Origin of the sequence: Subtercola sp. YIM 133946 (assembly GCF_036553535.1) — a bacterium.
Taxonomy (GTDB): Bacteria; Actinomycetota; Actinomycetes; order Actinomycetales; family Microbacteriaceae; genus Subtercola.
The window spans coordinates 1-21684 of sequence record NZ_JAZHPE010000050.1 but is presented as its reverse complement, the minus strand read 5'-3'; the positions used below and the strand labels follow the sequence as shown (position 1 = coordinate 21684).

Annotated in this window: 17 protein-coding genes; 9 read left to right on the top strand and 8 right to left on the bottom strand. The window is 64.4% G+C overall.

Annotation, left to right across the window (positions count from 1 at the left end; translation table 11 throughout):
* Positions 1–44 precede the first annotated feature (44 nt).
* From V3W46_RS17075 to V3W46_RS17060, 4 genes are all read left to right on the top strand, one after another.
* Complete coding sequence (locus V3W46_RS17075; RefSeq protein WP_331784342.1) at positions 45–4361, top strand: beta strand repeat-containing protein; 4317 nt, start codon at positions 45–47, stop codon at positions 4359–4361.
* 98 nt (positions 4362–4459) lie between these two features.
* Entirely contained in the window at positions 4460–5617 is a 1158-nt protein-coding gene (locus V3W46_RS17070) for an epoxide hydrolase family protein (protein WP_331784341.1), read from the top strand.
* Entirely contained in the window at positions 5614–6210 is a 597-nt protein-coding gene (locus V3W46_RS17065; protein ID WP_331784340.1) for a TetR/AcrR family transcriptional regulator, read from the top strand. Before V3W46_RS17070 ends, V3W46_RS17065 begins: the two co-directional genes overlap by 4 nt.
* Before the next feature lie 146 nt (positions 6211–6356).
* On the top strand, positions 6357–7334 hold the full coding sequence (locus tag V3W46_RS17060) for an NAD-dependent epimerase/dehydratase family protein (protein ID WP_331784339.1): 978 nt from the start codon (positions 6357–6359) through the stop codon (positions 7332–7334).
* Here V3W46_RS17060 and V3W46_RS17055 read toward each other — a convergent pair.
* From V3W46_RS17055 to V3W46_RS17020, 8 genes are all read right to left on the bottom strand, one after another.
* Positions 7328–8047 (bottom strand): class II aldolase/adducin family protein, encoded by a 720-nt coding sequence (locus V3W46_RS17055; RefSeq protein WP_331784338.1) that lies wholly within the window; start codon positions 8045–8047, stop codon positions 7328–7330. The two genes, V3W46_RS17060 and V3W46_RS17055, sit on opposite strands and share 7 nt — an antisense overlap.
* 30 nt (positions 8048–8077) lie before the next feature.
* The gene (locus V3W46_RS17050) at positions 8078–9403 is read right to left on the bottom strand and encodes an MFS transporter (RefSeq protein ID WP_331784337.1); all 1326 of its coding nucleotides are present in this window, start codon (positions 9401–9403) and stop codon (positions 8078–8080) included.
* 11 nt (positions 9404–9414) lie between these two features.
* Positions 9415–10191: a helix-turn-helix domain-containing protein gene (locus V3W46_RS17045; protein WP_331784336.1), complete on the bottom strand. Its 777-nt coding sequence runs from the start codon at positions 10189–10191 to the stop codon at positions 9415–9417.
* Positions 10192–10496: 305 nt separating this feature from the next.
* A complete protein-coding gene (locus V3W46_RS17040) occupies positions 10497–12029 on the bottom strand; it encodes an aldehyde dehydrogenase family protein (protein ID WP_331784335.1) in 1533 nt (510 codons plus the stop codon).
* Positions 12022–13542 (bottom strand): flavin-containing monooxygenase, encoded by a 1521-nt coding sequence (locus V3W46_RS17035; RefSeq protein ID WP_331784334.1) that lies wholly within the window; start codon positions 13540–13542, stop codon positions 12022–12024. Before V3W46_RS17035 ends, V3W46_RS17040 begins: the two co-directional genes overlap by 8 nt.
* Positions 13539–14693, bottom strand: coding sequence for a zinc-binding dehydrogenase (locus tag V3W46_RS17030; RefSeq protein ID WP_331784333.1), 1155 nt, complete (start codon positions 14691–14693; stop codon positions 13539–13541). The genes V3W46_RS17035 and V3W46_RS17030 overlap by 4 nt, the downstream gene beginning before the upstream one ends.
* A gap of 130 nt (positions 14694–14823) precedes the next feature.
* Entirely contained in the window at positions 14824–15852 is a 1029-nt protein-coding gene (locus V3W46_RS17025) for an alpha/beta hydrolase (protein ID WP_331784332.1), read from the bottom strand.
* Between the two features lie 69 nt (positions 15853–15921).
* Positions 15922–16845 carry a LysR family transcriptional regulator gene (locus V3W46_RS17020; protein ID WP_331784331.1) on the bottom strand — a complete coding sequence of 308 codons (924 nt, stop codon included), beginning with the start codon at positions 16843–16845 and terminating at the stop codon, positions 15922–15924.
* A 145-nt stretch (positions 16846–16990) separates the two neighbouring features.
* Here V3W46_RS17020 and V3W46_RS17015 point away from each other — a divergent pair, with 145 nt between their 5' ends.
* From V3W46_RS17015 to V3W46_RS16995, 5 genes are read left to right on the top strand one after another with little or no spacing between them, the layout of a single operon-like run.
* A complete protein-coding gene (locus tag V3W46_RS17015) occupies positions 16991–18346 on the top strand; it encodes an aminomethyl transferase family protein (RefSeq protein WP_331784330.1) in 1356 nt (451 codons plus the stop codon).
* 13 nt (positions 18347–18359) lie between these two features.
* The gene (locus V3W46_RS17010) at positions 18360–19235 is read left to right on the top strand and encodes a methylenetetrahydrofolate reductase (RefSeq protein WP_331784329.1); all 876 of its coding nucleotides are present in this window, start codon (positions 18360–18362) and stop codon (positions 19233–19235) included.
* Positions 19232–20107 carry a formyltetrahydrofolate deformylase gene (gene purU / locus V3W46_RS17005; RefSeq protein ID WP_331784328.1) on the top strand — a complete coding sequence of 292 codons (876 nt, stop codon included), beginning with the start codon at positions 19232–19234 and terminating at the stop codon, positions 20105–20107. The genes V3W46_RS17010 and purU overlap by 4 nt, the downstream gene beginning before the upstream one ends.
* Positions 20108–20151: 44 nt before the next feature.
* Positions 20152–20904: a PIG-L deacetylase family protein gene (locus V3W46_RS17000; protein ID WP_331784327.1), complete on the top strand. Its 753-nt coding sequence runs from the start codon at positions 20152–20154 to the stop codon at positions 20902–20904.
* Positions 20901–21629, top strand: a complete 729-nt coding sequence (locus V3W46_RS16995) for a 4-carboxy-4-hydroxy-2-oxoadipate aldolase/oxaloacetate decarboxylase (protein WP_331784326.1) — start codon at positions 20901–20903, stop codon at positions 21627–21629. The genes V3W46_RS17000 and V3W46_RS16995 overlap by 4 nt, the downstream gene beginning before the upstream one ends.
* Positions 21630–21684: the final 55 nt, after the last annotated feature.

The following is a 21684-nucleotide window of genomic DNA, read 5'->3' as shown; positions in this document are numbered from 1 at the left end:
TTGCACCGCTGAGTCTGGCCTCCGCTTCTGCTGCGGATATTTCGGTGGCGTCGTCGTTGGTCAGTGTTGCCCGCACGTCGCCGGCGACGGTGGCGAGCAACGCGACCGTCAGCTACGCGTGGACGGTGAAAGACACCCCCGCGACCGGCGTCTACGTCTACGCCGTCGACACCCTCGGCGCCCAACACCTGATCCAATGGGGTGGAACCGGCGCTCTCTCAGGAACCGCAACAGCGACCATGGATCCGGCAACCTGGGCACCCGGACCGATCACCATCACCGAAGTCGAGGTCGCTGCAGCAAACGGCCAGATCTCCTACCTCGCCGACGGCACCGTCTACGCAAACCCCACCGGCCTGAAATACACCACCCCCACCCTCAACCTCAGCGCCGCCGGATTCACCCTCACCGCAACACCCGGTCAACCGGATATTTCGGTGGCGTCGTCATTGGTCAGCGTCAGCCGCACGTCGCCGGCGACGGTGGCGAGCAACGCGACCGTCAGCTACGCGTGGACGGTGAAAGACACCCCCGCGACCGGCGTCTACGTCTACGCCGTCGACACCCTCGGCGCCCAACACCTGATCCAATGGGGTGGAACCGGCGCTCTCTCAGGAACCGCAACAGCGACCATGGATCCGGCAACCTGGGCACCCGGACCGATCACCATCACCGAAGTCGAGGTCGCTGCAGCAAACGGCCAGATCTCCTACCTCGCCGACGGCACCGTCTACGCAAACCCCACCGGCCTGAAATACACCACCCCCACCCTCAACCTCAGCGCCGCCGGATTCACCTACAGCGATAAGACGGCCTTCACGGCCGCTCCAGTGCCGACGATCGCCGGCACCGTCAAGGTCGGTCAGACCCTGACCGCAACGCCCGGCGCCTGGTCACCGACCGCAACGCTCGCGTACCAGTGGAAAATCTCTGGCAGCCCGGTGAGCGGCGCGACCTCTTCGACGTTCGTGACGCCGCCGAGCGCGGTCGGAAAGACGATCACTGTCACGGTGACCGGGTCGAAGTCGGGTTACACCACCACATCGAAGACGTCCGTCGCTACCACGACCGTGGGTTCGGGGGTGCTCACCGCAGCACCGTCGCCGACGATCACCGGCTCTCCGGCCGTGGGGCAGAAGCTCACCGTGATCCCCGGCACCTGGACGCCCGGCCCGGTCACCTTCTCATATGCGTGGAAGATCGGTGGCGTCACCGTCGCCGGCGCAACAGCTGCGACGTACTCGCCAGTCGCCGCCGACGCGGGCAAAACGATCACCGTCGCGGTGACTGGCTCGACCGCAGGCTACCTCAGCCAGACCAAGACCAGCGCCGCGACCGGTGCGGTTCTCTCAGTATTCGCCAGCACACCGACCCCGACGGTCGTTGGCACCGGCAGAGTCGGTCTGCAGCTCACCGCGAAAGCCGGTACGTGGAACCCCACACCGACGACGCTGACGTATCAATGGTTGGCCGGCGGAGTCGCTCTCAGCGGTGCAACCGCGAGCACCTACACACCGACAGCTGCCGACGCCGGGAAGGCGATCACCGTGCGCGTGACGGCAGCTAGAAGCGGCTACTTGTCGGTCGTCAAATCCAGCTCGGCCACCGCAACCGTCGCCACGATCCCGTTCACGACAGCGCCGGTTCCCACCATCAGTGGTAACGCGAAAGTCGGGCAGACGTTGACGGTCGCGACCGGCACCTGGGCACCCGCCGCCACGTTGTCGTACCAGTGGATGATCAGCGGCACTCCCGTCGCAGGCGCCACCAGCGCCACCTTCGTGCTCCCCGTGCTGGCTCGCGGCAACACCGTCACCGTCGCCGTCAGTGGCACGAAGTCGGGTTACACCACCATCACGAAAGCGAGTGCGCCGACGGCTACCATCGGGGCGGGCGTGCTCAGCGCCGCGCCCAGCCCGACCATTGCAGGATCGCCTGTCGTTGGTCAGACGCTGACCGCGGTCGCCGGAACCTGGGCGCCCGGGCCAGTGACATTCACCTATCAATGGCGGCTCGCAGGCTCCGCGATCACCGGCGCCACACACTCCTCCTACTTACCTCAGGCGACCGATGCCGGGAAGACGATCACCGTCACCGTCACCGGCGCAGTGGATGGATACCTCAGCCAGACCCACACCAGTACAGCCACGAGCCCCGTGCTGTCGTTGCTCACCGCGACTTCAGCCCCCGTCATCTCGGGTGTCGCCCGCGCCGGCGTGCAGCTGACCGCATCGACCGGAACCTGGGCACCTTCTCCGGTGACCTTCGCTTACCAGTGGAGAGTTGCAGGCGTAGCCGTCAGCGGAGCGAACACGTCGAGCTACACTCCCGTCGCCGCCGACATCGGTAAGACCATCACCGTCACCATCACCGGCACGAAGACCGGATACCTACCCGCTTCCAGAACAAGCGTTCCGACCGCCACGGTTCTCGGTGCGGCCTTCTCCACGACCCCCACGCCGACCGTGACCGGGACGCCGCAAGTCGGTCAGACCCTGACGCTCAGCACCGGCACCTGGAAGCCGACGGCCGCCTTCACCTACCAGTGGAAAGCAGGAGGCATCCCGATCACCGGCGCAACCAGCGCCACCTATGCGCCCGTGCCAGCCGATGTCGGAAAGACCATCACTGCCACCGTCGCCGCAACCCACGCGGGATACGCAAGAACCAGCAGAACCAGCGCGAGCACCGCAGCCGTGCTCGCAGGAGTTCTCACCTCGACGCCTCAACCGACCATCATCGGAAGTCCAGTCGTCGGGCAGACCCTGACCGCCATCACAGGCACCTGGTCACCCGCACCAGTCACGTTCAGCTACCAGTGGAAAGCCTCCGGAACCGTCATCATCGGCGCCAAGAACTCGACGTACGTGCCCGTCGTCGCCGACGGAGGCAAGACCATCGCTGTGACAATCACCGCCACCAAGGCCGGCTACCAGTCGGTGACGAAGACCAGCGCCGCCACCGGTGCCGTGATCTCCACATTGACCTTCAGCAGCACACCGACCCCCGGTATCGTCGGCTCAGCTCGAGTCGGTGTCACTCTGACCGCTGACCCCGGCTCATGGTCGCCCACACCAGACTCCTTCAGCTATCAATGGAGCAGCAACGGGAGTGCCGTCAGCGGAGCGACGGCATCGACGTTCACTCCGACCTCCAGCCAACTCGGCTCCACGATCACCGTGACGGTGACCGGCACCAAGACGGGATATTTCGACGCAGGGACAACATCAGCGGCGACGAGCGCGGTGCTCGGAGCGACCCAGCTCAATCCCGGTGAAGAATTGCGTGCCGCACAGTACCTCCAATCCCCGAATGCCCAGTATCAGTTGGTGATGCAGACGGATGGCAACCTCGTCGAGTACAACGGCGGCACCGCGCTGTGGTCGACCGGAACTTCCGGCGACAACTTCGTGTCCATGCAAACCGATGGGAACCTGGTCGTCTACCACAACGGAGGCGGAGCGGCGTGGTCGAGCAACACCTCGATCGGTGCTACCGCCATCCTCGCCCTCCAAGACGACTCCAACCTCGTGGTCTACCAAGGGTCGACGCCCCTCTGGTCTCGATCCGTGGTCGGGTTCGCAACGGTCAAGCCGGCCGGCGGCACCCAAGGCATGTCATCCGCAACTCTCCAATCGACCCAGCGCGCAACCTACCCTGCAGGCAAGGTACTCGGGCTGACCTGCTACACCTACGGACAAACCGTCACCGGCTACTTCGGCCAAGGCAACATGTGGCACCAGCTGATCGACACCAACTTCGTACCCGACGTCGACCTCGAAACGGGCGTGAACGGACCGTTACCCGGCGAGCCGCAGTGCGCAGGCGGCGGCGGGGGCGGCGGGGGCGGCGGCGGCGGCGGTAACACTGCTGCGATCGCATCCCTCGCGAACGCGAACCTCGGCCGAACGGCCTGCCAAACGAATTCGATGGGAGGAGCCGGCTACTACACCAGCTGCGGCGAAGCCTGGTGTGCCGACTTCGCCAAATGGGTCTGGGCCAACTCAGGCTTTCGCACCGATGGCCTCAGCGCTGCGTCGGGTACCTTCATCTCGGCTGCCGGGCAGAACGGCTCTGTTGTGCACACAGACGGGGGTTATGTGCCGCAAGTCGGTGATGCGGTCGTCTACAACTATCGCGGTGGTTCATCGGCAGACCACGTCGGCCTCGTAACGGCAGTGAACGCCGACGGATCCGTCACGACCGTGAACGGCAATCTCTTCTACAACGGCGCATCGGTTGTCGTAACGGTCAAGATCGCTGCGAGCCAGGCTCGCGTAGGCAGAACCGCGACCAGTCTGACGGTCGGCAACAACGCAGCGGCACAGATCTCAGCATTCGTCTCCCCCGCCGCTGGATGATCGGGCCAACGCATCCGCGGTCCCGATCCAGGCTGAGACCACTTTCGGCCTGCAGCAAGTGTACGATACTGTTTCGTACACTTACGAGAGGCTGACTCATGACCGAGGCGATCGAATCCATCACGATCGAGGTTCCACAGGTACAGCTGGACGACCTCAGGAGACGTCTCGATGCCGTCCGCTGGCCGGCTGGTCAGACTGTCTCAGACACCAGCCAAGGACCCACCCTCGGGAAGATGCAGGCGTTGACCGAACGCTGGCGCAACGGCTACGACTGGCGGAACGTGGAGGCCGAGTTGAACGCGTGGGGGATGTTTCGCACGACGATCGACGGGCTCGACATCGACTTCCTGCACATCCGCTCCCCCGAGGCAGACGCGCTGCCTCTCGTGATGACCCACGGGTGGCCGGGATCGATTCTCGAATTTCGCAAGGTGATCGGGCCGCTCACGGATCCTGGAGCGCACGGCGGCGACCCCCGGCGCGCCTTCCATCTGGTCATTCCGAGCCTGCCTGGTTTCGGGTTCTCGGCGAAGCCCGGTGCCACCGGATGGACCACCCCCCGCATCGCGGAGGCATGGATCGCGCTGATGCACCGCCTCGGCTACGACCGCTGGGGCGCACAGGGCGGCGATCTCGGCTGCGCGGTCACTGACGAGATCGCCAGGCTGAACCCGGCCGGCCTGATCGGCACGCACCTGAACTTCGCGATGTTCGGGCCCACCCCCGACGAGATCGCCGATGCGACCGAGCAGGAGCAGAAGGCCCTCCGCGACGCGAAGTACTTCTGGGACAACCTCTCTGGCTACGCCAAAGAACAGCAGACCCGCCCCGAGACGATCGGCTACTCGCTGGCCGACTCACCGGTGGGTCAGGCTGCCTGGATCTATACGATGTTCCAAGACACCTGCGGAACGCCGGGTGACGCCGAGGGTTCGTTCACCCTCGATGAGATGCTCGACGACATCATGATGTATTGGCTGCCCAACTCCGGCGCCTCATCTGCCCGGCTGTACTGGGAGATGACGCAATCGGGATGGTCGTCGCCCGCGTCGATCGAGCATCCTCTCACCGTGCCGGTGGGCTTCACCATGCCACCCGAAGAAGCCGTGCGGAAGTCCCGCCGCCAGCTCGAGCGGCGCTACGCTGACATCGTGTTCTTCAACGAGCCCGCTGAGGGCGGTCATTTCTTCGCTCTCGAGCAGCCGGCGACGCTGGTCGACGACATCCGCAGCACATTTGCACTGCTGACATGACGGGGATTCCCTCGCCTCGGCGGGGTGCCGCCCGCGAGCAGGCGATTCTGGATGCCGCGAGCGAGTTGATCGGAGAACTCGGCTATGAGAAAGTGACGGTCGATGCCATCGCTGCTCGGGCTCGCTCGTCGAAGACCACGATGTATCGTCGCTGGCCCGGTAAGGCTGAGCTCGTCGCCGATGCACTCCGCCGCCGAGCCGAGAGCGCAGACGCCGAGGTACCCGATACCGGCTCACTGCGAGGAGACCTTCTCGCCACGGTCGAGCAGATCCAGCAGACACTCGTCAGGCCATCCGGGCCGTCGTTGATCGGCATGATCGAAGCCATCCGTGACGATGACACGCTGCGCGAGATCATCCGCGGGCAGGTGCGAGAACGCGGCCACGACGTCGGGCGCGTCATCTGCGCTCGCGCCGTGACTCGCGGCGAGGAGCTCGACCCCACCCGCTCCGACGCCGTTCTCGATCTCGCCTTCTCCGCCCTCTTCACCGAGACCCTCCTTCTGGGCGGCGGCCTGGACCGACACACGCTGGAACGTCTGGTCGACGACGCACTGCTCCCTTTACTCCGGGAAAAACAGCGGAGAGCGTGAGATTCGAACTGCTCGGAGTATCGGAATGACGCTCGGGCACTTCCGCCAATTGGTTGGCGCCATCACCGAAGTCCCGGCACGCGGCGGTTCTGTGGGTGGCCGAGTACTGCGAAAGTTCATTCGGACAGATGGAAGGGATCGCCCGCGTGAACAATCGAATCGCCCTGATCACCGGCGCCGGGATGCTCGGTGCCCACACAGCACGACGTCTGCTGGATGCGGGCTGGGAGGTCGTGCTCGTCGATCGCACGCTTCATCGCACCTACCTGGCAGACGTCGTCGGTCATTCGTCGAGGCTCACCCTCATCGAAGGGGATCTGCTTTCAGAGAGCGTGTGGGCGACTCTGCCTGAGCCCGAGGTCGTGATCCATACCGCCGCGCTCATCGCCGCCAGGGCGCAGAGCGATCCACTGGCGGCACTGGACATAAACGTCCGTGCCACCTTCCGACTCGCGCTGTGGGCCGCGGGCGTCGGGGCCCGACGGTTCATTGCGGTCAGCACCTGGGGCGTACACGACATGGATGCCCGAGGGCCGTTCGACGAGGACTCTGCGATCGTCTCACAGCATCTCACCTACTACGGAGCAACGAAGATGGCGATGGAGGAGCTGTTGGGGGCAGTGGAGGCAGCCACCGACCTCGAGGTCGTCATCGTCCGCCCTTCGGTGATGTACGGGTACGGGCCTCATCTCGGAGGAGCGCTCGGCAGCCAGGCGATCGAGACGATCGTGATCGAGGCGTTGGGCGGACGAGACGTTGTCATTCCACGGAATCTGCTGTCTCAGACCGAACTGCTCTACGTCGATGACGCCGCCGCAGCGCTTGCAGCCGCAGCGTCGGTTCAGCTCGCCGCATCGTTCGAGCGGTTCATTCTGGGATCGCAGCAGACGACGACGGCCGACGAGCTGGCAGAGACACTTCGAAAACTGTTTCCCGAGGTCAGTGTTCGCGTCGATGACAGCTCGCAGGGCATGTCCCCTCCTGGAAGAGATGAACCGATCGACGCGACCCGGGCGGTTCAAGCACTCGGCATCGAGGTGCCCAGGTCGCGGGAGAACGGCCTTGCGGCATTCGTCGACGTTCTTCGATCCTCGAGCGCCGCCCCCCAGGTCGCCTCTCATTGACCCGCGCCAGCTTCCCTGGCCCACAGCTCCCACGCTCGGAAGACCTGTGTCGCATTCGAGTTCGCTGCCGCAAGCCCTTCGTTGATCGAGAGCGATGAATCCGCGCCCAAGGCGGCCGCCGCAAGTTGAATCTGCGCGTTCACCTGAAGCTGCACGGATTGGAAGACCGCCTGCCGCAGATCGGGTGCCACCGTCACGAATCCGTGTCCGCGCATCAGAACCAGAGACGACGAATCAAGCGTGTCAGCGAGCGACTCGCCGAGCCCGAGGTCGCGGATGAGGAGATCAGTTCCGTCTCCCGCGACGCTGCGAATATCGAATTTACTGACACCTCTGGAGAGGAATCCCGCGACGTGCGTCATCGGCTTGAGCTGGACTTCGGGTGCGGTGAAGGGAATGACCACCGGCGCGTGACTGTGTACGATGGCGCCGACGTCAGGCCGTCGCGCATACACGGCGGCATGGATGAACCGTTCGAGGTAGACAGGGCGTGGATCTTCTGTCACGCCGACAAGGTCGAACTCTTGAACGTCGGACTCCTCCACGAGCGCCGGCGCTCGGTTTCGCGCCAGTAGGAAGCGGTCTGGTCGAGCCGCACTCCGAACGCTCACGTGTCCGAAAGCATCGAGAACGTGCTTCGAATAGAGGATTCTGTTGGCAAGCGCAAGCTCGCTTCGTTCGTCGCTGCCAGACACGCTGATTCCTGTCTTCATAGGGTTGGATCGTTCAAGGCCATCGTCAACTCACTCTCTGAGGTCGTCAAGGCCGATGCGCTTGGGCAGGAAGACAGCGGCAACGAGCGACACGAGCGCGCCCGCGATCAGGTAGAAGGCAGGCGCGATGGTGTTGCCTGTCACCTGGATGAGCCAGGTTGAGATGTAGGGCGCGAAGCCGCCCGCCAGGGCGGTCGCCACAGCGGAGGCGGTCGATACCAGTGATCCCCGACGCCGTGTTCCGTAGAGTTCGGTGATGGTAGCCGGCCCGACGCCGGCCACGATGGCATACAACGGCGCCATGATGAGCTGGAAGACAATGAGTCCGATGAGCGACTGCATGGAGAGAAGCAGAGAGAACGCGGGATATGCCAGCACCACGTATCCGACGGCGCCGATGATCAACAGCGGACGACGGCCGAACCTGTCGGAGAGCATTCCGGCGACAGGAATGAGCACCACCGTGAGAGCAGCACCGAAGAGGGTCGCAATGAGAGCGGACTGCTGGTCTGCCTTCGCGAACGTCACCGCATAGGTCGGCATGTAGTTGAGGGTGATGAAGGCGGCCATCGTCCAGAGGCAGACGACGCCGAGATTGAGGAGGAAGCTTCGCACGTCGCCAGAGTCTTTCGCGGCATCGGGCTCCTGAGTGGCTGCCCCTTCGCCTCGCGCCTGCAGGGCGACAAAGGCCGGCGACTCTCCCATTCTGCGACGAAGAACGAAGACGACGACGGCGAGGATTCCGCCGAAGACGAAAGGCACGCGCCACCCCCACGCAGCCATACTGCCTGCTCCGAGCAGCGCGGTGAGCGCGAACGCGAAGAGCAGCCCCAGAATGAGTCCCGCGCTCGTGGCCACCTGGCTGAAGCTGGTGTAGAACCCCCGACGGCCGCGATTTGCGGATTCTGAAAGGAAGACGGCGGAGCTGCCGAACTCTCCGCCCGCCGAGAATCCCTGCAGCAGGCGACCTATCACGACGATGACCGCACCGGCCACACCGATCGCGGCGTACCCCGGAGCGACGCCGATCAGTACACTGCCACCTGCCATGAGGAACATGGAGATCAACATGACCGACTTGCGGCCACGACGGTCCATCAGACGGCCGAGAACCACCGCACCGAGAGGCCGTGCCAGGAACGCTGCGCCGAAAATGGCGAACGTCGGCAGCAGAGCTGCGATGGGGTCGCTGGTGTTGAAGAAGGTGGCCGCGATATACACGGCGACGACGGCGTAGACCGAGAAGTCGAACCACTCCAGCACGTTTCCGATCGTGACAAGCGCGACGATCCTGCGAAACGCTCGCGGGTTGAGTGCCTCCGACGTGGTTGTTTCGCCAACGGGCAGAGATGACATGTGAGTTCTCCTTACAGGGAGTCGTTCAGGCGGATGCGCCTGACGGTGAGCGATGCGAACAGACGAGACCTGCCGATGGGGTCTAAGACATAGCCGAGTGCTGATTCGAGCCGGGGAACGCGTGCTTGCAGTGTCGAGTGATGAATGTGCAGTTTCGATGCAGCCTGCCGAAGGCTCTCGCACTCGACGAGCGTCTGCAGAATCAGCAGGGTACCGGGCTGGCTCTCTTCCAGCTCGGTGAGCCTCGCGATGTCGCTCTGCGCCGCGCCTGCGTCGGGAGTCACCTCGGCTAACGCTGCGAGAGTTCCGAGACTCTCGTACGCAATCCGCATCGGACCAGGATTATCGGGTGTTCCATCACCTGTGAAGCGCAGCGCCAGAAGGGCCAGTCGCCAGGATTCGGCGAGGGTGGCCAGCTCTCTTTCGGGCCCGATGCCTGCTCGAGCGTATTCTGCTGCGTCGAGCCCATCGTTTTGCACGATCTGCGCAAGAACGTTGCCGACGCGCATGGCGCGTGGCGGTCGCCGTGGGTTCTGCGCGTCGCTCGAGCCTGCCGCGCCCAGCACTGCAATCACGCGCGCCGAACGGGAGGGGTCGAGTCCGATCCGTCGCGCTGCACCGAGCTGGTCGGCTTCGCTGGTTGTCGGGTCGAGCAGAACTTCGACGCTGGCGGTATCATGTGTGTCGGTGTGCCTCGTTCGCTCGAGCACCGGCCGCACCCCAGCGCTGAGTCTTTCGAGGATCATCTTGTCTGACGGCTCCGCGACGCCGGATCGTTCCAGCCACACGTGCGCCGTACCCGACGAGCCGATCGTCGTGCTCTGCCATGGGCCGCGGGGGCGAGGATCAAGCGCTACGCCGTGCGGTGAGACGCGCACCAGCAGATGGCGAGACTCGTCTTCGAGCCCGACGACGCAGTGCGAGAGCGCGGCTGCTCCCCGTACGAAAGCCTGGATACCGGCTTTACTCTCGATGAGCGAGTCGAAGTACGTGATGACGCTGACGGCATCGGCTGCACTCGAATCGAGTTCGCGGAGTCGTCCCAGCAGTTCCTGCATGGCCTCTCCTTCGGGTGACGACCCGAGTCGTACACCTAACGGCGCTGATCGACGATGTGAATGGACTTGGTCTCGGTGTAGCTCAGGAGTTCTTCTATAGACTCCTCCCGGCCCTGGCCCGAAGACTTGTAGCCCCCGAAGGGCATGCCGATGAAGTGTTGGCCTACCCCGTTCACCCACACGTATCCAGCCCGTAGGGCTCTGGCCACAGAAAGGGCCCGGCGCACGTCGTTGGTGAACACACTCGCCGTAAGCCCGTAGGGCAGGCTGTTGGCGATGGCCACGGGATCGTCGCTGTCGCTCCAGCGGATGATCGAGAGAACGGGGCCGAAGATCTCCTCCGTGGCGACGCGAGCGGCCTTGTCGACCCGATCGAGAATGGTCGGTTCGATGAAGTAGCCGGTGGGCTGGCCGGCCGGGCGGCCCCCACCGGCCACGACCTCTGCCCCGTCGGCCTGGGCGGACTGGATGTAGTCGAGAACGCGCGTGTATTGAAGGCCATTGACCAGCGGGCCCTGCGCACTCGCCGGATCGAGGGGAGAGCCGATCTTCCTACCCTGAAGAGAGCGACGGATGGTCGTGATGACGTCGTCGGCTATCGAGTCGTGCACGAGAAGTCGGGAGGTCGATCCGCACGACTGGCCCGACCAGGCGAAGTTCATGCCGCGCACCGCGGCGGAGCCGACTTCGACAGGGTCGGCGTCGGGATAGGCGATCAGCGCGTTCTTTCCGCCGAGCTCGAGGGTCACCTCTTTGACGCCCGTATCGGCGGCATCGCGCAGAATCGAGCGACCCGTCTTCTCGCTACCGGTGAAGGCGATGCGAGCCACGTCGGAATGCCGCACGAGGGCGCGGGGAACATCCGGCCCCTCTGAGGTCAGGATCTGCACCACCCCCGGGGGGAACAGAGTGGCGATGAGTTCGGCGAGGTACAGCGCGGAGAGCGGGGTGACGTCGGCGGGCTTCAAGATGACGCAATTCCCGGCGACGAGAGGAGCAGCCAGCTTTGTGACGGCGAACAAGATCGGGTGGTTGAACGGAACGATGGCCGCCACCACTCCGAAGGGTTCACGTACCGTGAAGTGCGTACCGGTCGAGACCGGGAGGCTGTACCCCTTCATCTCGAGGGCGAGACCTGCGAAGTAGCGGCACACGCGAGCGGAATGCTCGACATCAGAGGCCATCACCCCGATCGGGGCACCCCCATCGACGGCGTCGAGCAGCGCGAGGTCGCTCTTGTGCTCCTCGATGATGTCTCCGATGCGACGAACCCGCTCCGCCCGCTCCGTCGGATCGACCTGCGACCAGGCGGGGAAGGCACGCACAGCCGCGGCGACCGCACGTTCGACGTCGTCGCCCGAAGCCCGTGGTGCACGGGCTATCACCTGCTCCGTCGCCGGCGACGAGATCTGAAACGTCGCTTCGCCCGTCGCATCGACGAGCTCGCCGTCGATGAGCATTCGCCAGTTCCGGTCGAGAAGCGTCGACACGCGCTTGAGGTTTCGCTCGTACTCGCCGACAGCAGGCGCGTCTGAACCCGGGATCGACGGTGCTGTAGTTTCAAGCATGAGCAGAGTCCCTCTCTTCTTTCGCCATCCCGGCTGAGCGGTAGTCGATGGCGGAATGGTCGATGTGTGCCAGGATCTCCCCGATTTCCGTCGGGGTCCCCGGCCAGTGGCTGGTGATACGGCCGTTGTGGCCGACGCGGTAATAGCTGTCGCAGCGAGCCAGCACGCTGCGGTCCAGCCGCACGTCGAGCTGCCGATTGAACTCGTCTTCGCTCGATCTGCGCACCTCGATGAGATCCGCGTCTACCCGACCCGCCTCCTGCACACAGGTTGCGATGTAACGGGCGTGGGCGGTCAGCACTTCGGTGATGAAGGGGATCTGCACGTTCGGCCCGTCGACGAGGAACATGTTCGGGAATCCGTTGACCATCATGCCGAGATATGCTGACGGGCCTTCGGCCCATTCGTCTCGGAGGGTACGGCCGTCTGCCCCGACGACCTCGACGTCGGAAAGCCACGCGTTCGTCTGATAGCCCGTGGCGAGAATCACGGTGTCCACGGGGTACTCGGTTCCATCTGAGTCCACGGCGGCATGCGGCCGGAGCGCGGCCAGACGTTCTCCGACGACGGTCACCTGCGGCTGAATCAGGGACTGGTAGTAATCGTTGCTGAACAGCAGGCGGCGGCATCCCAGAGCATAGTCGGGGGTGAGAATCTCACGCAGGGCCGGTTGCGTGACGATCGCCTCGAACTCCTTACGCCAAGCTGCTACCGCAGTGGCGTTGGCGGCGGCGTCGAACGGAAAGCGGCTGCGCGCGGCGACGTCGTAGTACTCGTGCCACTCTTCTCTCATCGCCTCCAGCACCTCGGGAGAATCCCGGAAACGCTGGTGGTCTTCGGCACCGTAGACCTGCTCGGGTTTGTGCAGCACGTGAGAGGGCGTGGGAATGAAAGCGACGACCTCGGCAGCGTTCTGCACCGCCCAGGGCACGACCTGAATGGATGTGGCGCCCCCGCCGACAACGGCGACTCGCTGCCCGGTCACATCCAGATCGTCTGGCCAGTCGGCGGCGTGGAAGACGCTCCCCGTGAAGTGCTCGGCACCCGGGATCGGCCGAGTGTCGGGCTGAGAGAAACGCCCGACAGCGGCGATGACGTACTGCGGCGTCCAGGTGATGTCACCCGCAGTGCGAACCTCCCACCGTGCATCCGCTTCATCCCAGACGCAGGAGACGACAGCCGTATCGGCGAGCAGGTGCGAGGTGAGGGCCGCCTCATCGGCCACCTTCTCGATGTACTCCAGAATCTCGGCTCCCGGCGCGAAATTGGAAGACCAATCAGGGTTCGGTGCGAACTCGAAACTGTAGAGCTGTACGGGAGTGTCGCAGGCGACGTTGGGATAGTGGTGCCGAAGCCAGGTGCCCCCGAAGCCTGCCTGCCTGTCGACCATGACGAAGTCGTCGATGCCGCGCTCCAAGAGCTCGCGAGCAACCGCAATGCCGCCCAGGCCGGCGCCGATGATGACGATGCGCGGATCTGCCGCCATCGCTTCGGCTCGTGTCAGTGTGCTCATCGCGCTTCGCTCAGTTCTTTCGTGTCGTGGGCAGGTGTGGAGGTGTGCGGCCGAATCACGGGCTTCATGGAGCCTGCGGCTATGGCCGCGAGAGCATCCCCGACCGAGTCGAGAGTGAACTCGTCACCGAGCACGGCCTCGAAGTCGAATTCCGAAGAGTGATGCTTGAGAATCTGGAACGCCCGCCAGAAGTGGGAGATGTCGGCGGAAACGCTGCCGGAGACCGAGATCTGCCGCATGTTGAAGTTCGTGGCGTGCACCTGGCTCGGGCGCGGGTCGGATGCGCCCACGACCAAGACGTGCCCCCCGCGTCGCGCCAGCGACAGACTCTCGGTGAACGCCGGTGCGACCCCGCTGCACTCGGCGATGATGTCGGCGCCCCTGCCATCTGTGAGGGAGAGCACCGTGTCGCGGCGCTCCTCGACGGTCGTCGACATCACGTCGATCACCGTCGTAGCGCCCCAGCGGCGGGCGACGTGCAGGCGGTCTGCCGGCGCCCCGATGACGACGATCTGCGGAATGCCCATGATCTTGGCGTAGGCCGTTGCGTAGAGACCGACGGCTCCCGAGCCTTGAATCACTATGGTGTCGGTGGGCTTCAGCCTGCCCACCGTCTCGAAGGCGTGCACCACTGTGCGGAACGCACAGGTCGCAGACGAAGCGAGGGCCGGCGAGAGACCCTCAGGCACTAAGACCGCGCGCGAGCGGGGCGGAACATAGCAGTACTCCGCGAATCCGCCCGTCAGGTAGGGGAACGAGGTCAGTGGCCCGAAGCCGTTCAGGTTCGCGTTCACGCAGAGGGTGGGCTGCTTGGCGACGGTACACCAGTAGCACCGGTCGCACCACGGCGAGGCCCAGGCCACGAGATCGCCCTCGGTCAAGGGGCGGCCGAGCGAATCAGTGCGGCGGCCCTTGCCCAGTGCCACGACTCTGCCCACCATCTCGTGGCCGAGCACCAGGGGCACTCTGCAGGTGGGAACGTCGCGCATGTCGCCATTCGCGATGTGCATATCGGTACCGCAGGCTGTGGCGGCCTCGATCTGAACGAGCATCGCGTCGTCTATCAGCGCCGGAACATCGAGTTCTATGACCTGCAGCGGCGACTCGTAGTCAACGACGGCTACCGCTCGTGAACGTGCCGGATAGGTCACTTGTCATCCTCCATCGGATAGGGCTTGTCAACATCGAAAGGAATGCCCTCTGCTAACGATGTCGAACCACGGTCGCGCTCACGACCGCCAATCACCTCGGATTCGAGGGCGGATTTCACCACTTGGCGGATCAGTTCTGGCTGTGCGTGAGGTTCTCCAGGCCCGCGCGAGACGGGTCTATGGCACGCGACAGGTAGGCGGCGCGCGTCGTGTTCGACAGCTGTGACACGGCCGCATGCGGCGCCGAATAGTCGAACCCGTGCCACGCGCCGGGCCACAGATGGAATTCCAGCACGACACCGGCCTGCGACAACCGAGTGGCGAACTGAAGGGTCTCATCTCTGAAGGTCTCGACTTGGCCCACGTCGAGGTAGGTGGGCGGCAGGCCCCCGAGGTCATGCGCTCGTGCTGGAGCAGCGTAGGGGGAGGTATCGGGCCCTCCGGCGGCGTCCCCGAGAAGAGCGTGCCACGCTGTGAGGTTGGAACGGCGATCCCACGGCCCATCGCCGTCGAGTTCCCAACTCGACGGCGATTCGTTGCGGTCGTCGAGCATCGGGCATTGCACGATGAGGTGACTGATCGCGGGCGCGCCGAGGTCGCGAGCCATGAGCGCGACGGCGAAGGCAAGGCCCCCTCCGGCGCTGGCGCCATTGACGATCACGAAGTCGGTGTCGATCGAGAATGCTGCTGCGTTGTCGTGAATCCAGGTCAGGCCGGCGTAGCAGTCATCGATTCCGGCAGGGAATGGATGCTCGGGCGCGAGGCGGTAGTCGACCGAAACCACTGTGACACCGAACTCGAGCACCCACTCGGCGAGCGCGTCGAGGCGCAGCATCCGCGTTCCCGCGATCATGCCCCCGCCGTGGATGAGGTACACGCACGGGCGGGGCCCAGTTGCGTGCGGCGACTGGAGGATGGTGAGGGGGACCACCCCCTCACCATGCCGCGCCGGCGCCTGCACGTCATGCACGATGACGCCCATTCTCTGCAGGTCGCGCGGAGTCGGGCACTTGGCTGCGATGGTTCGACGCAGCCCTTCTATCGCCTCAGGAAGAACCGACTTCAGGGCGTCAGCGGGAAACGAGTTGAGCACGGCCGCGAGCTCACCGTCGACCGGCGGCCGAACGCCTCGATCTCTTTCTCCGTCGAAAACCGTCATGACACGAGCCAAACAGTGAACTCTACGGCCGGAAACCGCCAATCAGAGGGGATCCGGCGTTTTCGTTCGTCATTCGGCGGCTTGAACGGACACTTCGCCATGAATCGCCGAGAACTCGCCTGGCGTAGCGGTGACGGCATCCGACACGGCAGTCAGGAACCAGTCCACGTCGCTCGCATGATGCGGGGCACTCCGGTGATACAGGTTCAGTTCGATCGGCGGCATGTCGAGTGGAACGTCCTTCACCACGATGGGCCAGGATGCTGACCAGCCCGCCGCGATGGTCTCGGGGATCGTGGCGATCAGGTCGCCACTTCGCACCAGCAGCGCCGGAAGGGTGGCGAAATGCTGCACGCTGAGCAGGGGCTCTGGCATTGCGTCGGCTCGGCGATGCGCGGCCTCGAGCAGCTCAGCTCCTGAGTCCCCACCGACGGCGACGCGCGGAGCGCGTCTGTAGGCATCCTGAGTCATCGCCTGGTCGGCGAGCGGATTCGACGCCGACATCACGACGCGGTATCCCTCGACCTTCACGAGCGTTCTTTCGAACTCGGTGGGGAGGTTCGCCGCGGTGATGGCGAGATCGACAGTGCCTCGCGACAGCCACCGTGGAAGCTCCTCCGACTCGAGATGCACGACCTCGACACGGGCATTCGGCGCTTGCGCATGCATGGTGTCGAAGATTCTGGGCAGCCATCCGATCTCACCCAGTTCAGACAGTGCGAGACGAAAGGTGCGCTCTGTCGTCATGGGGTCGAACGCGCGCACGTTGTCGAGCACGCGGTCGATTCCACCCAGACTCTCCCTGAATCGCGGAAATATCGCGTCGGCGACGGAAGTCGGGCGAACACCTCTGCCCGTTCTCTCAAAAAGCGGATCGTGCAGCTCGTCTCGAAGGCGCGCGAGAGCCTGACTCACCGCAGACTGCGTCACGAAGAGCCGCTCGCTCGCCGCCGTGAGGTTCTGCGTCTCATAGATGGTGACGAAGACGCGCACGAGATTCATGTCCATCGTTCTGCCTGACTCATAAGGAAGATTGCTAGAACGATATTAGATGCTTTCATCTCCTGTTGTCACTGATCTAAGTAGCATGAATGTCGATCCGACTCGCTCACGCCCGAGCATCGAACGAAGGAGTTTCATGTCTGAGTCAGCAGCGCAAGCTATTTCTCGCGTCGGCAGCGTCGTCGCTGCCCTTCGCAACTCGACGGCCAAGCCGGCCATCTTTCCGGTCACCCCGGAGTTCACGAACTGGCGCTCTGAGCAGCGCGCATGGCGGGACTCGGTGGCCCTTCTCGATCAATCGCACCACATGACCGATCTGTTCATCTCAGGCCCCGACGCCCTGAAGCTCCTCTCTGACACCGGAGTGAACAGCTTCGCGAACTTTCGTGTCGACGAAGCCAAGCAGTTCGTCGGGGTGAATCACGAGGGCTACCTCATCGGCGACGCCGTGCTGTTCTACCTCGACGAGAACTCGTTCGATCTCGTCGGCTGGTACATGGTGCTCGATTGGGTGCAGTTCATCGGCGAGACCGGCGGCTACGACGTGACTTTCGAGCGCGACGCCAACTCCCTGATGCGCAACGGTGAAGACCCCAAGCTCTACCGCTACGAGATTCAAGGGCCGCGCGCGCTGGCGCTCGTGGAGAAGATCATCGGGCATGAAGTGCCGCCGACCAAGTTCTTCGGAATGGCGACGTTCGAGATCGACGGCGTGACCGTGCGTTCGCTTCGGCACGGCATGGCCGGCCAGCCCGGGTTCGAGCTGTTCGGGCCATGGAACGAACGGCTCACGGTACGCGAGGCGATCGTTCGCAACGGCGAAGAGTTCGGCTTGGTTCTGGCCGGCTCCCGCGCCTACTCGACGGCGAACCTTGAATCTGCGTGGGTTCCTTCGCCGATCCCCGCCGTCTTCACAGGAAAGCAGACCGAGGAATATCTCGCCTGGCTGCCGGCAGAACGCATCGGGTCGCTGGCCGGAAGCTACTCGGCAGACAATATCGAGAACTACTACCTGACTCCGTACGACATCGGATACGGGCGAGTGGTCGCCTTCGACCACGATTTCATTGGTCGCGAGGCGCTCGAGCAGCGTGAGAAGGTGCAGAACCGTCAGAAGGTCACGCTCGTGTGGCAGCCCGAAGACGTCGCCGCGGCGCAGCGCACGCTGTATGAGCCCGGTGTTCCGGCCAAGTTCATCGAGTTCCCGAAGGCCCGATACGGTCTCTACCAGATGGACCGCGTGGTCGTCGATGGCACGGATGTCGGTATCTCGCACGACGTGGGCTACATCAGCAACGAGCACGCCTTCGTGTCGCTGGCCAGCATCGACCTCGACTATGCGGCTCCTGGCACCGAGGTGGTCGTGGTGTGGGGCGAGCAGCCCAATTCGACCAAGCCGGCTGTCGAGGAGCACCGCCAGATCGGGATTCGGGCAACAGTCGAACCGGCTCCCTATTCGGCGTTCGCCCGCGAGAACTACCGCAAGAACTGAGCCGGCGAATCGCATGGCACACATCACCGAACAGCCCACAGCGGCTGCCCGCGAACTGGTCACCGACTATTCGATCGAAATGACCGGAAAAGACCTCGGTCAGCTCGACGAGGCGGCGGCGCGCATTCCGCCCGGCACTCGAGTCAATGTGACGTTCCTCGGAACCGAGGACCTGCCCATGCGGCTGACCGCCGCGCGGGCTGTGATCTCTCACGGCTTCATTCCGGTTCCGCACATCTCCGCGCGCCGGCTCCGCTCGCTTGCCGAACTCGAGGAGTTCGTGACACAGCTGGAGGCTGCGGGCGCGTCAGAGCACGTCTTCGCCGTCGGCGGCGATCCGACGAGCCCCGACGGTCCTTTCGACGACTCGTTGGGCGTGATCGCGACGGGACGGCTCGCGCCTCACAGTGTTCGTGAGGTCGCCATAGCGGGATATCCAGAGGGGCATCCCGCTATCTCGAGCGATCGGTTGTGGGGTGCGCTCGAAGACAAGACGGCACTGCTCGCAGAACAGGGCCTGGAGTGCGTCATCCTGACGCAGTTCGCGTTCGACAGCGCACCGGTCGTGGACTGGATCGACGAGGTTCGTTCGCGGGGCATCCTGGCGCCCATTCGCATCGGAACCCCCGGCCCGGCAGGCGTCAAGCGACTGCTGACGTTCGCCCGCAGGTTCGGCATCGGCGCGAATGCGATGATCGTGAAGAAGTACGGCTTCTCGCTGACGAACCTGATGGGAACGGCCGGCCCCGACCGATTCGTGTCTGACCTGGCCACGGCGCTGGCCGAACGGCCGCAGTCCGGCGATGTGCGGTTGCACTTCTACGCCTTCGGCGGTCTCGCGGCGACCGCAGCATGGGCGGCCGATTATGTGAGCGAGAAGGCACGATGAGCGACGTGCTGCAGAGCATGCGCGACCAGGCGTGTCTCATCGTGAGCGGGCCAGACCAACCCGGCATCGTCGCATCCGTCGCCACCCTCATCTCGCGCAACGGCGGCAATATCGTGTCGCTCGATCAATACACCGACAATCCGGAGGGCGGGCATTTCTTTCAGCGCGTCGTCTTCGATCGACCATTCTTGGTCGGGGCGTTGCCCGAGATCGAGGCAGATCTCGAGCAGACGCTCGAACCTCTGGGGATGCAGTGGCGGCTGACTGATCGATCGAAACCAAAGCGCATGGCGATACTCGCGTCGACGGCCGACCACTGTCTTCTCGAACTGCTGTGGCGCCATCGGCGTGGAGAGCTGCCCGTCGAGATACCCATGGTCATCGCCAACCATTCGACGACGAGCGCCGACGTTCGCTCATTCGGCATACCCTTCCACCTGGTCGAGTCGACCGGGCCAGACAAGTCGGCAGCCGAGGCGACCATTCTGAAGCTGCTCTCCGACAAGGTCGACTTCATCGTGCTCGCCCGGTACATGCAGATTCTGTCGACGGAGTTCTTGAACTCCGTCGGCGTGCCTGTGATCAACATCCACCACTCGTTTCTGCCGGCGTTCATCGGCGCAGCTCCCTACCGGAAGGCCAAGGAGCGCGGAGTGAAGCTCATCGGAGCGACCGCGCACTACGTCACAGCAGAGCTCGACGAGGGCCCGATCATCGAGCAAGACGTTGCACGGGTCGACCATACGCACAGCACGGCTCACCTGCAGAGGCGTGGAGCCTACGTCGAGCGAGCAGTACTGTCACGGGCAGTCGAATGGCACGCGGAAGACCGAGTGGTGCGTCACGAGAATCAAACCATCGTTTTCGCCTAGCACCGAAGCTCGAGCACAAACGAACTCCCATAGATCGGAAAGTCATGAAAGATGTTCAACCGGCGCTTCTCGTGGTGAGCGCCCATGCAGGAGATTTCGTGTGGCGCGCGGGCGGCGCGATTGCGGCGGCGACGATGCGCGGTGAACGTGCGACGATAGCCTGCCTGTCATACGGCGAGCGAGGCGAGTCGGCGAGCCAGTGGCTGCAGGGCAGACCGCTTGAAGAGATCAAGAAGATCCGCCGTGACGAGGCCGAGGCTGCCGCCGGCGAACTCGGGGCCGACATCGAGTTCCTCGACCTGGGCGACTACCCCCTGCTGGAGTCGCCCGAGGCGGTGGAGCGCCTCATCGACGTGTACCGCCGTGTTCAGCCGACGGTCGTGCTGACGCATCCGTTGTCAGATCCGTACAACGGCGATCACCCCGCCGCCGCGCGTATGGCGCTGCAGGCCCGGGTTCTGGCCCAAGCGATCGGTGTCGCCGTCGACGGCGAGTACCCCAGTATCGACGAGATCATCGGGGCTCCGCCGGTGTTCTTCTTCGAACCGCACCAGCCCGAGCAGAGCGACTTCAAGCCGAACGTGCTGCTCGACATCACCGACGCCTTTGCGCTCAAGCGCAAGGCGATGGAGTGCCTGCCCGCGCAGAAGCACATGTGGGAGTACTACACGTCGCTCGCGATTCGTCGCGGGGTGCAGGTCAAACGCAACGCCGGCCCGAATCTCGGGTTGCCGCACGAGACCATGGGCGAGGCGTACATGCGGTACTACCCCCAGGTGACAGGGGTGCTGGAATGAGCAGCGTCATCGTCACCGATATCGTTCGGGCCGACCAGACGACGATCGATGCTCTCGCCGTGCACGGTGTCGCGACCGTGCATGAGGCGATGGGGCGCGTCGGCCTGGTCGGGCCGTCGGTGCACCCGGTTCAGCAGGGTGCGCGCATCGCCGGTTCTGCCGTCACCGTGCTGTGCTGGCCCGGTGACAACCTGATGATCCATGCGGCGGTCGAGCAGTGCCAGGCTGGCGACATTCTCGTCGTCTCCACCACCTCACCCTCGCTCGACGGTTCGTTCGGCGAACTGTTCGCGACGGCACTGACCTACCGCGGAGTCCGCGGTGTCGTCACCACCGGTGGTGTGCGCGACGTCGTCGATCTCCGTGCGATGAACTTTCCGGCGTGGGCCGGTGCCCAGAACGCGCAGGGCACGGTGAAGGCCACAGCAGGCTCGGTCAACGTGCCGATCGTGGTCGGCGGCGCGATCATCCGGCCGGGTGACGTGGTGGTGGCCGACGATGACGGCGTGCTCTGCGTGCCCCGCGGCGAGGCCGATACCGCTCTGACCGCATCGGATGCCCGGGTCGAGAAAGAAGCGGCCGCTCGAGCCGCGTATCTGAACGGCGACCTCAGCCTCGACCGCAACGACCTGCGCGGCGTGCTCGCCGACCTCGGCGTGCGATACGTCACACAACAGGAGTACACCGATGGCGACCACAGACGGCGGGATCTAGACCATGACTGAATTTACGTCGTTCGATGTTGCGCATCTGGCGAATGTCGAGTTGTTCACTCCGGAG

Excerpts from the sequence above, each read along its gene's own strand:
- V3W46_RS17070 (WP_331784341.1), top strand. The coding sequence starts at position 4,460 with ATGACCGAGGCGATCGAATCCATCACGATCGAGGTTCCACAGGTACAG.
- V3W46_RS17065 (WP_331784340.1), top strand. The coding sequence starts at position 5,614 with ATGACGGGGATTCCCTCGCCTCGGCGGGGTGCCGCCCGCGAGCAGGCG.
- V3W46_RS17055 (WP_331784338.1), bottom strand. The coding sequence starts at position 8,047 with ATGAAGACAGGAATCAGCGTGTCTGGCAGCGACGAACGAAGCGAGCTT.
- V3W46_RS17050 (WP_331784337.1), bottom strand. The coding sequence starts at position 9,403 with ATGTCATCTCTGCCCGTTGGCGAAACAACCACGTCGGAGGCACTCAAC.
- V3W46_RS17040 (WP_331784335.1), bottom strand. The coding sequence starts at position 12,029 with ATGCTTGAAACTACAGCACCGTCGATCCCGGGTTCAGACGCGCCTGCT.
- V3W46_RS17035 (WP_331784334.1), bottom strand. The coding sequence starts at position 13,542 with ATGAGCACACTGACACGAGCCGAAGCGATGGCGGCAGATCCGCGCATC.
- V3W46_RS17025 (WP_331784332.1), bottom strand. The coding sequence starts at position 15,852 with ATGACGGTTTTCGACGGAGAAAGAGATCGAGGCGTTCGGCCGCCGGTC.
- V3W46_RS17015 (WP_331784330.1), top strand. The coding sequence starts at position 16,991 with ATGTCTGAGTCAGCAGCGCAAGCTATTTCTCGCGTCGGCAGCGTCGTC.
- V3W46_RS17010 (WP_331784329.1), top strand. The coding sequence starts at position 18,360 with ATGGCACACATCACCGAACAGCCCACAGCGGCTGCCCGCGAACTGGTC.
- purU (WP_331784328.1), top strand. The coding sequence starts at position 19,232 with ATGAGCGACGTGCTGCAGAGCATGCGCGACCAGGCGTGTCTCATCGTG.
- V3W46_RS17000 (WP_331784327.1), top strand. The coding sequence starts at position 20,152 with ATGAAAGATGTTCAACCGGCGCTTCTCGTGGTGAGCGCCCATGCAGGA.
- V3W46_RS16995 (WP_331784326.1), top strand. The coding sequence starts at position 20,901 with ATGAGCAGCGTCATCGTCACCGATATCGTTCGGGCCGACCAGACGACG.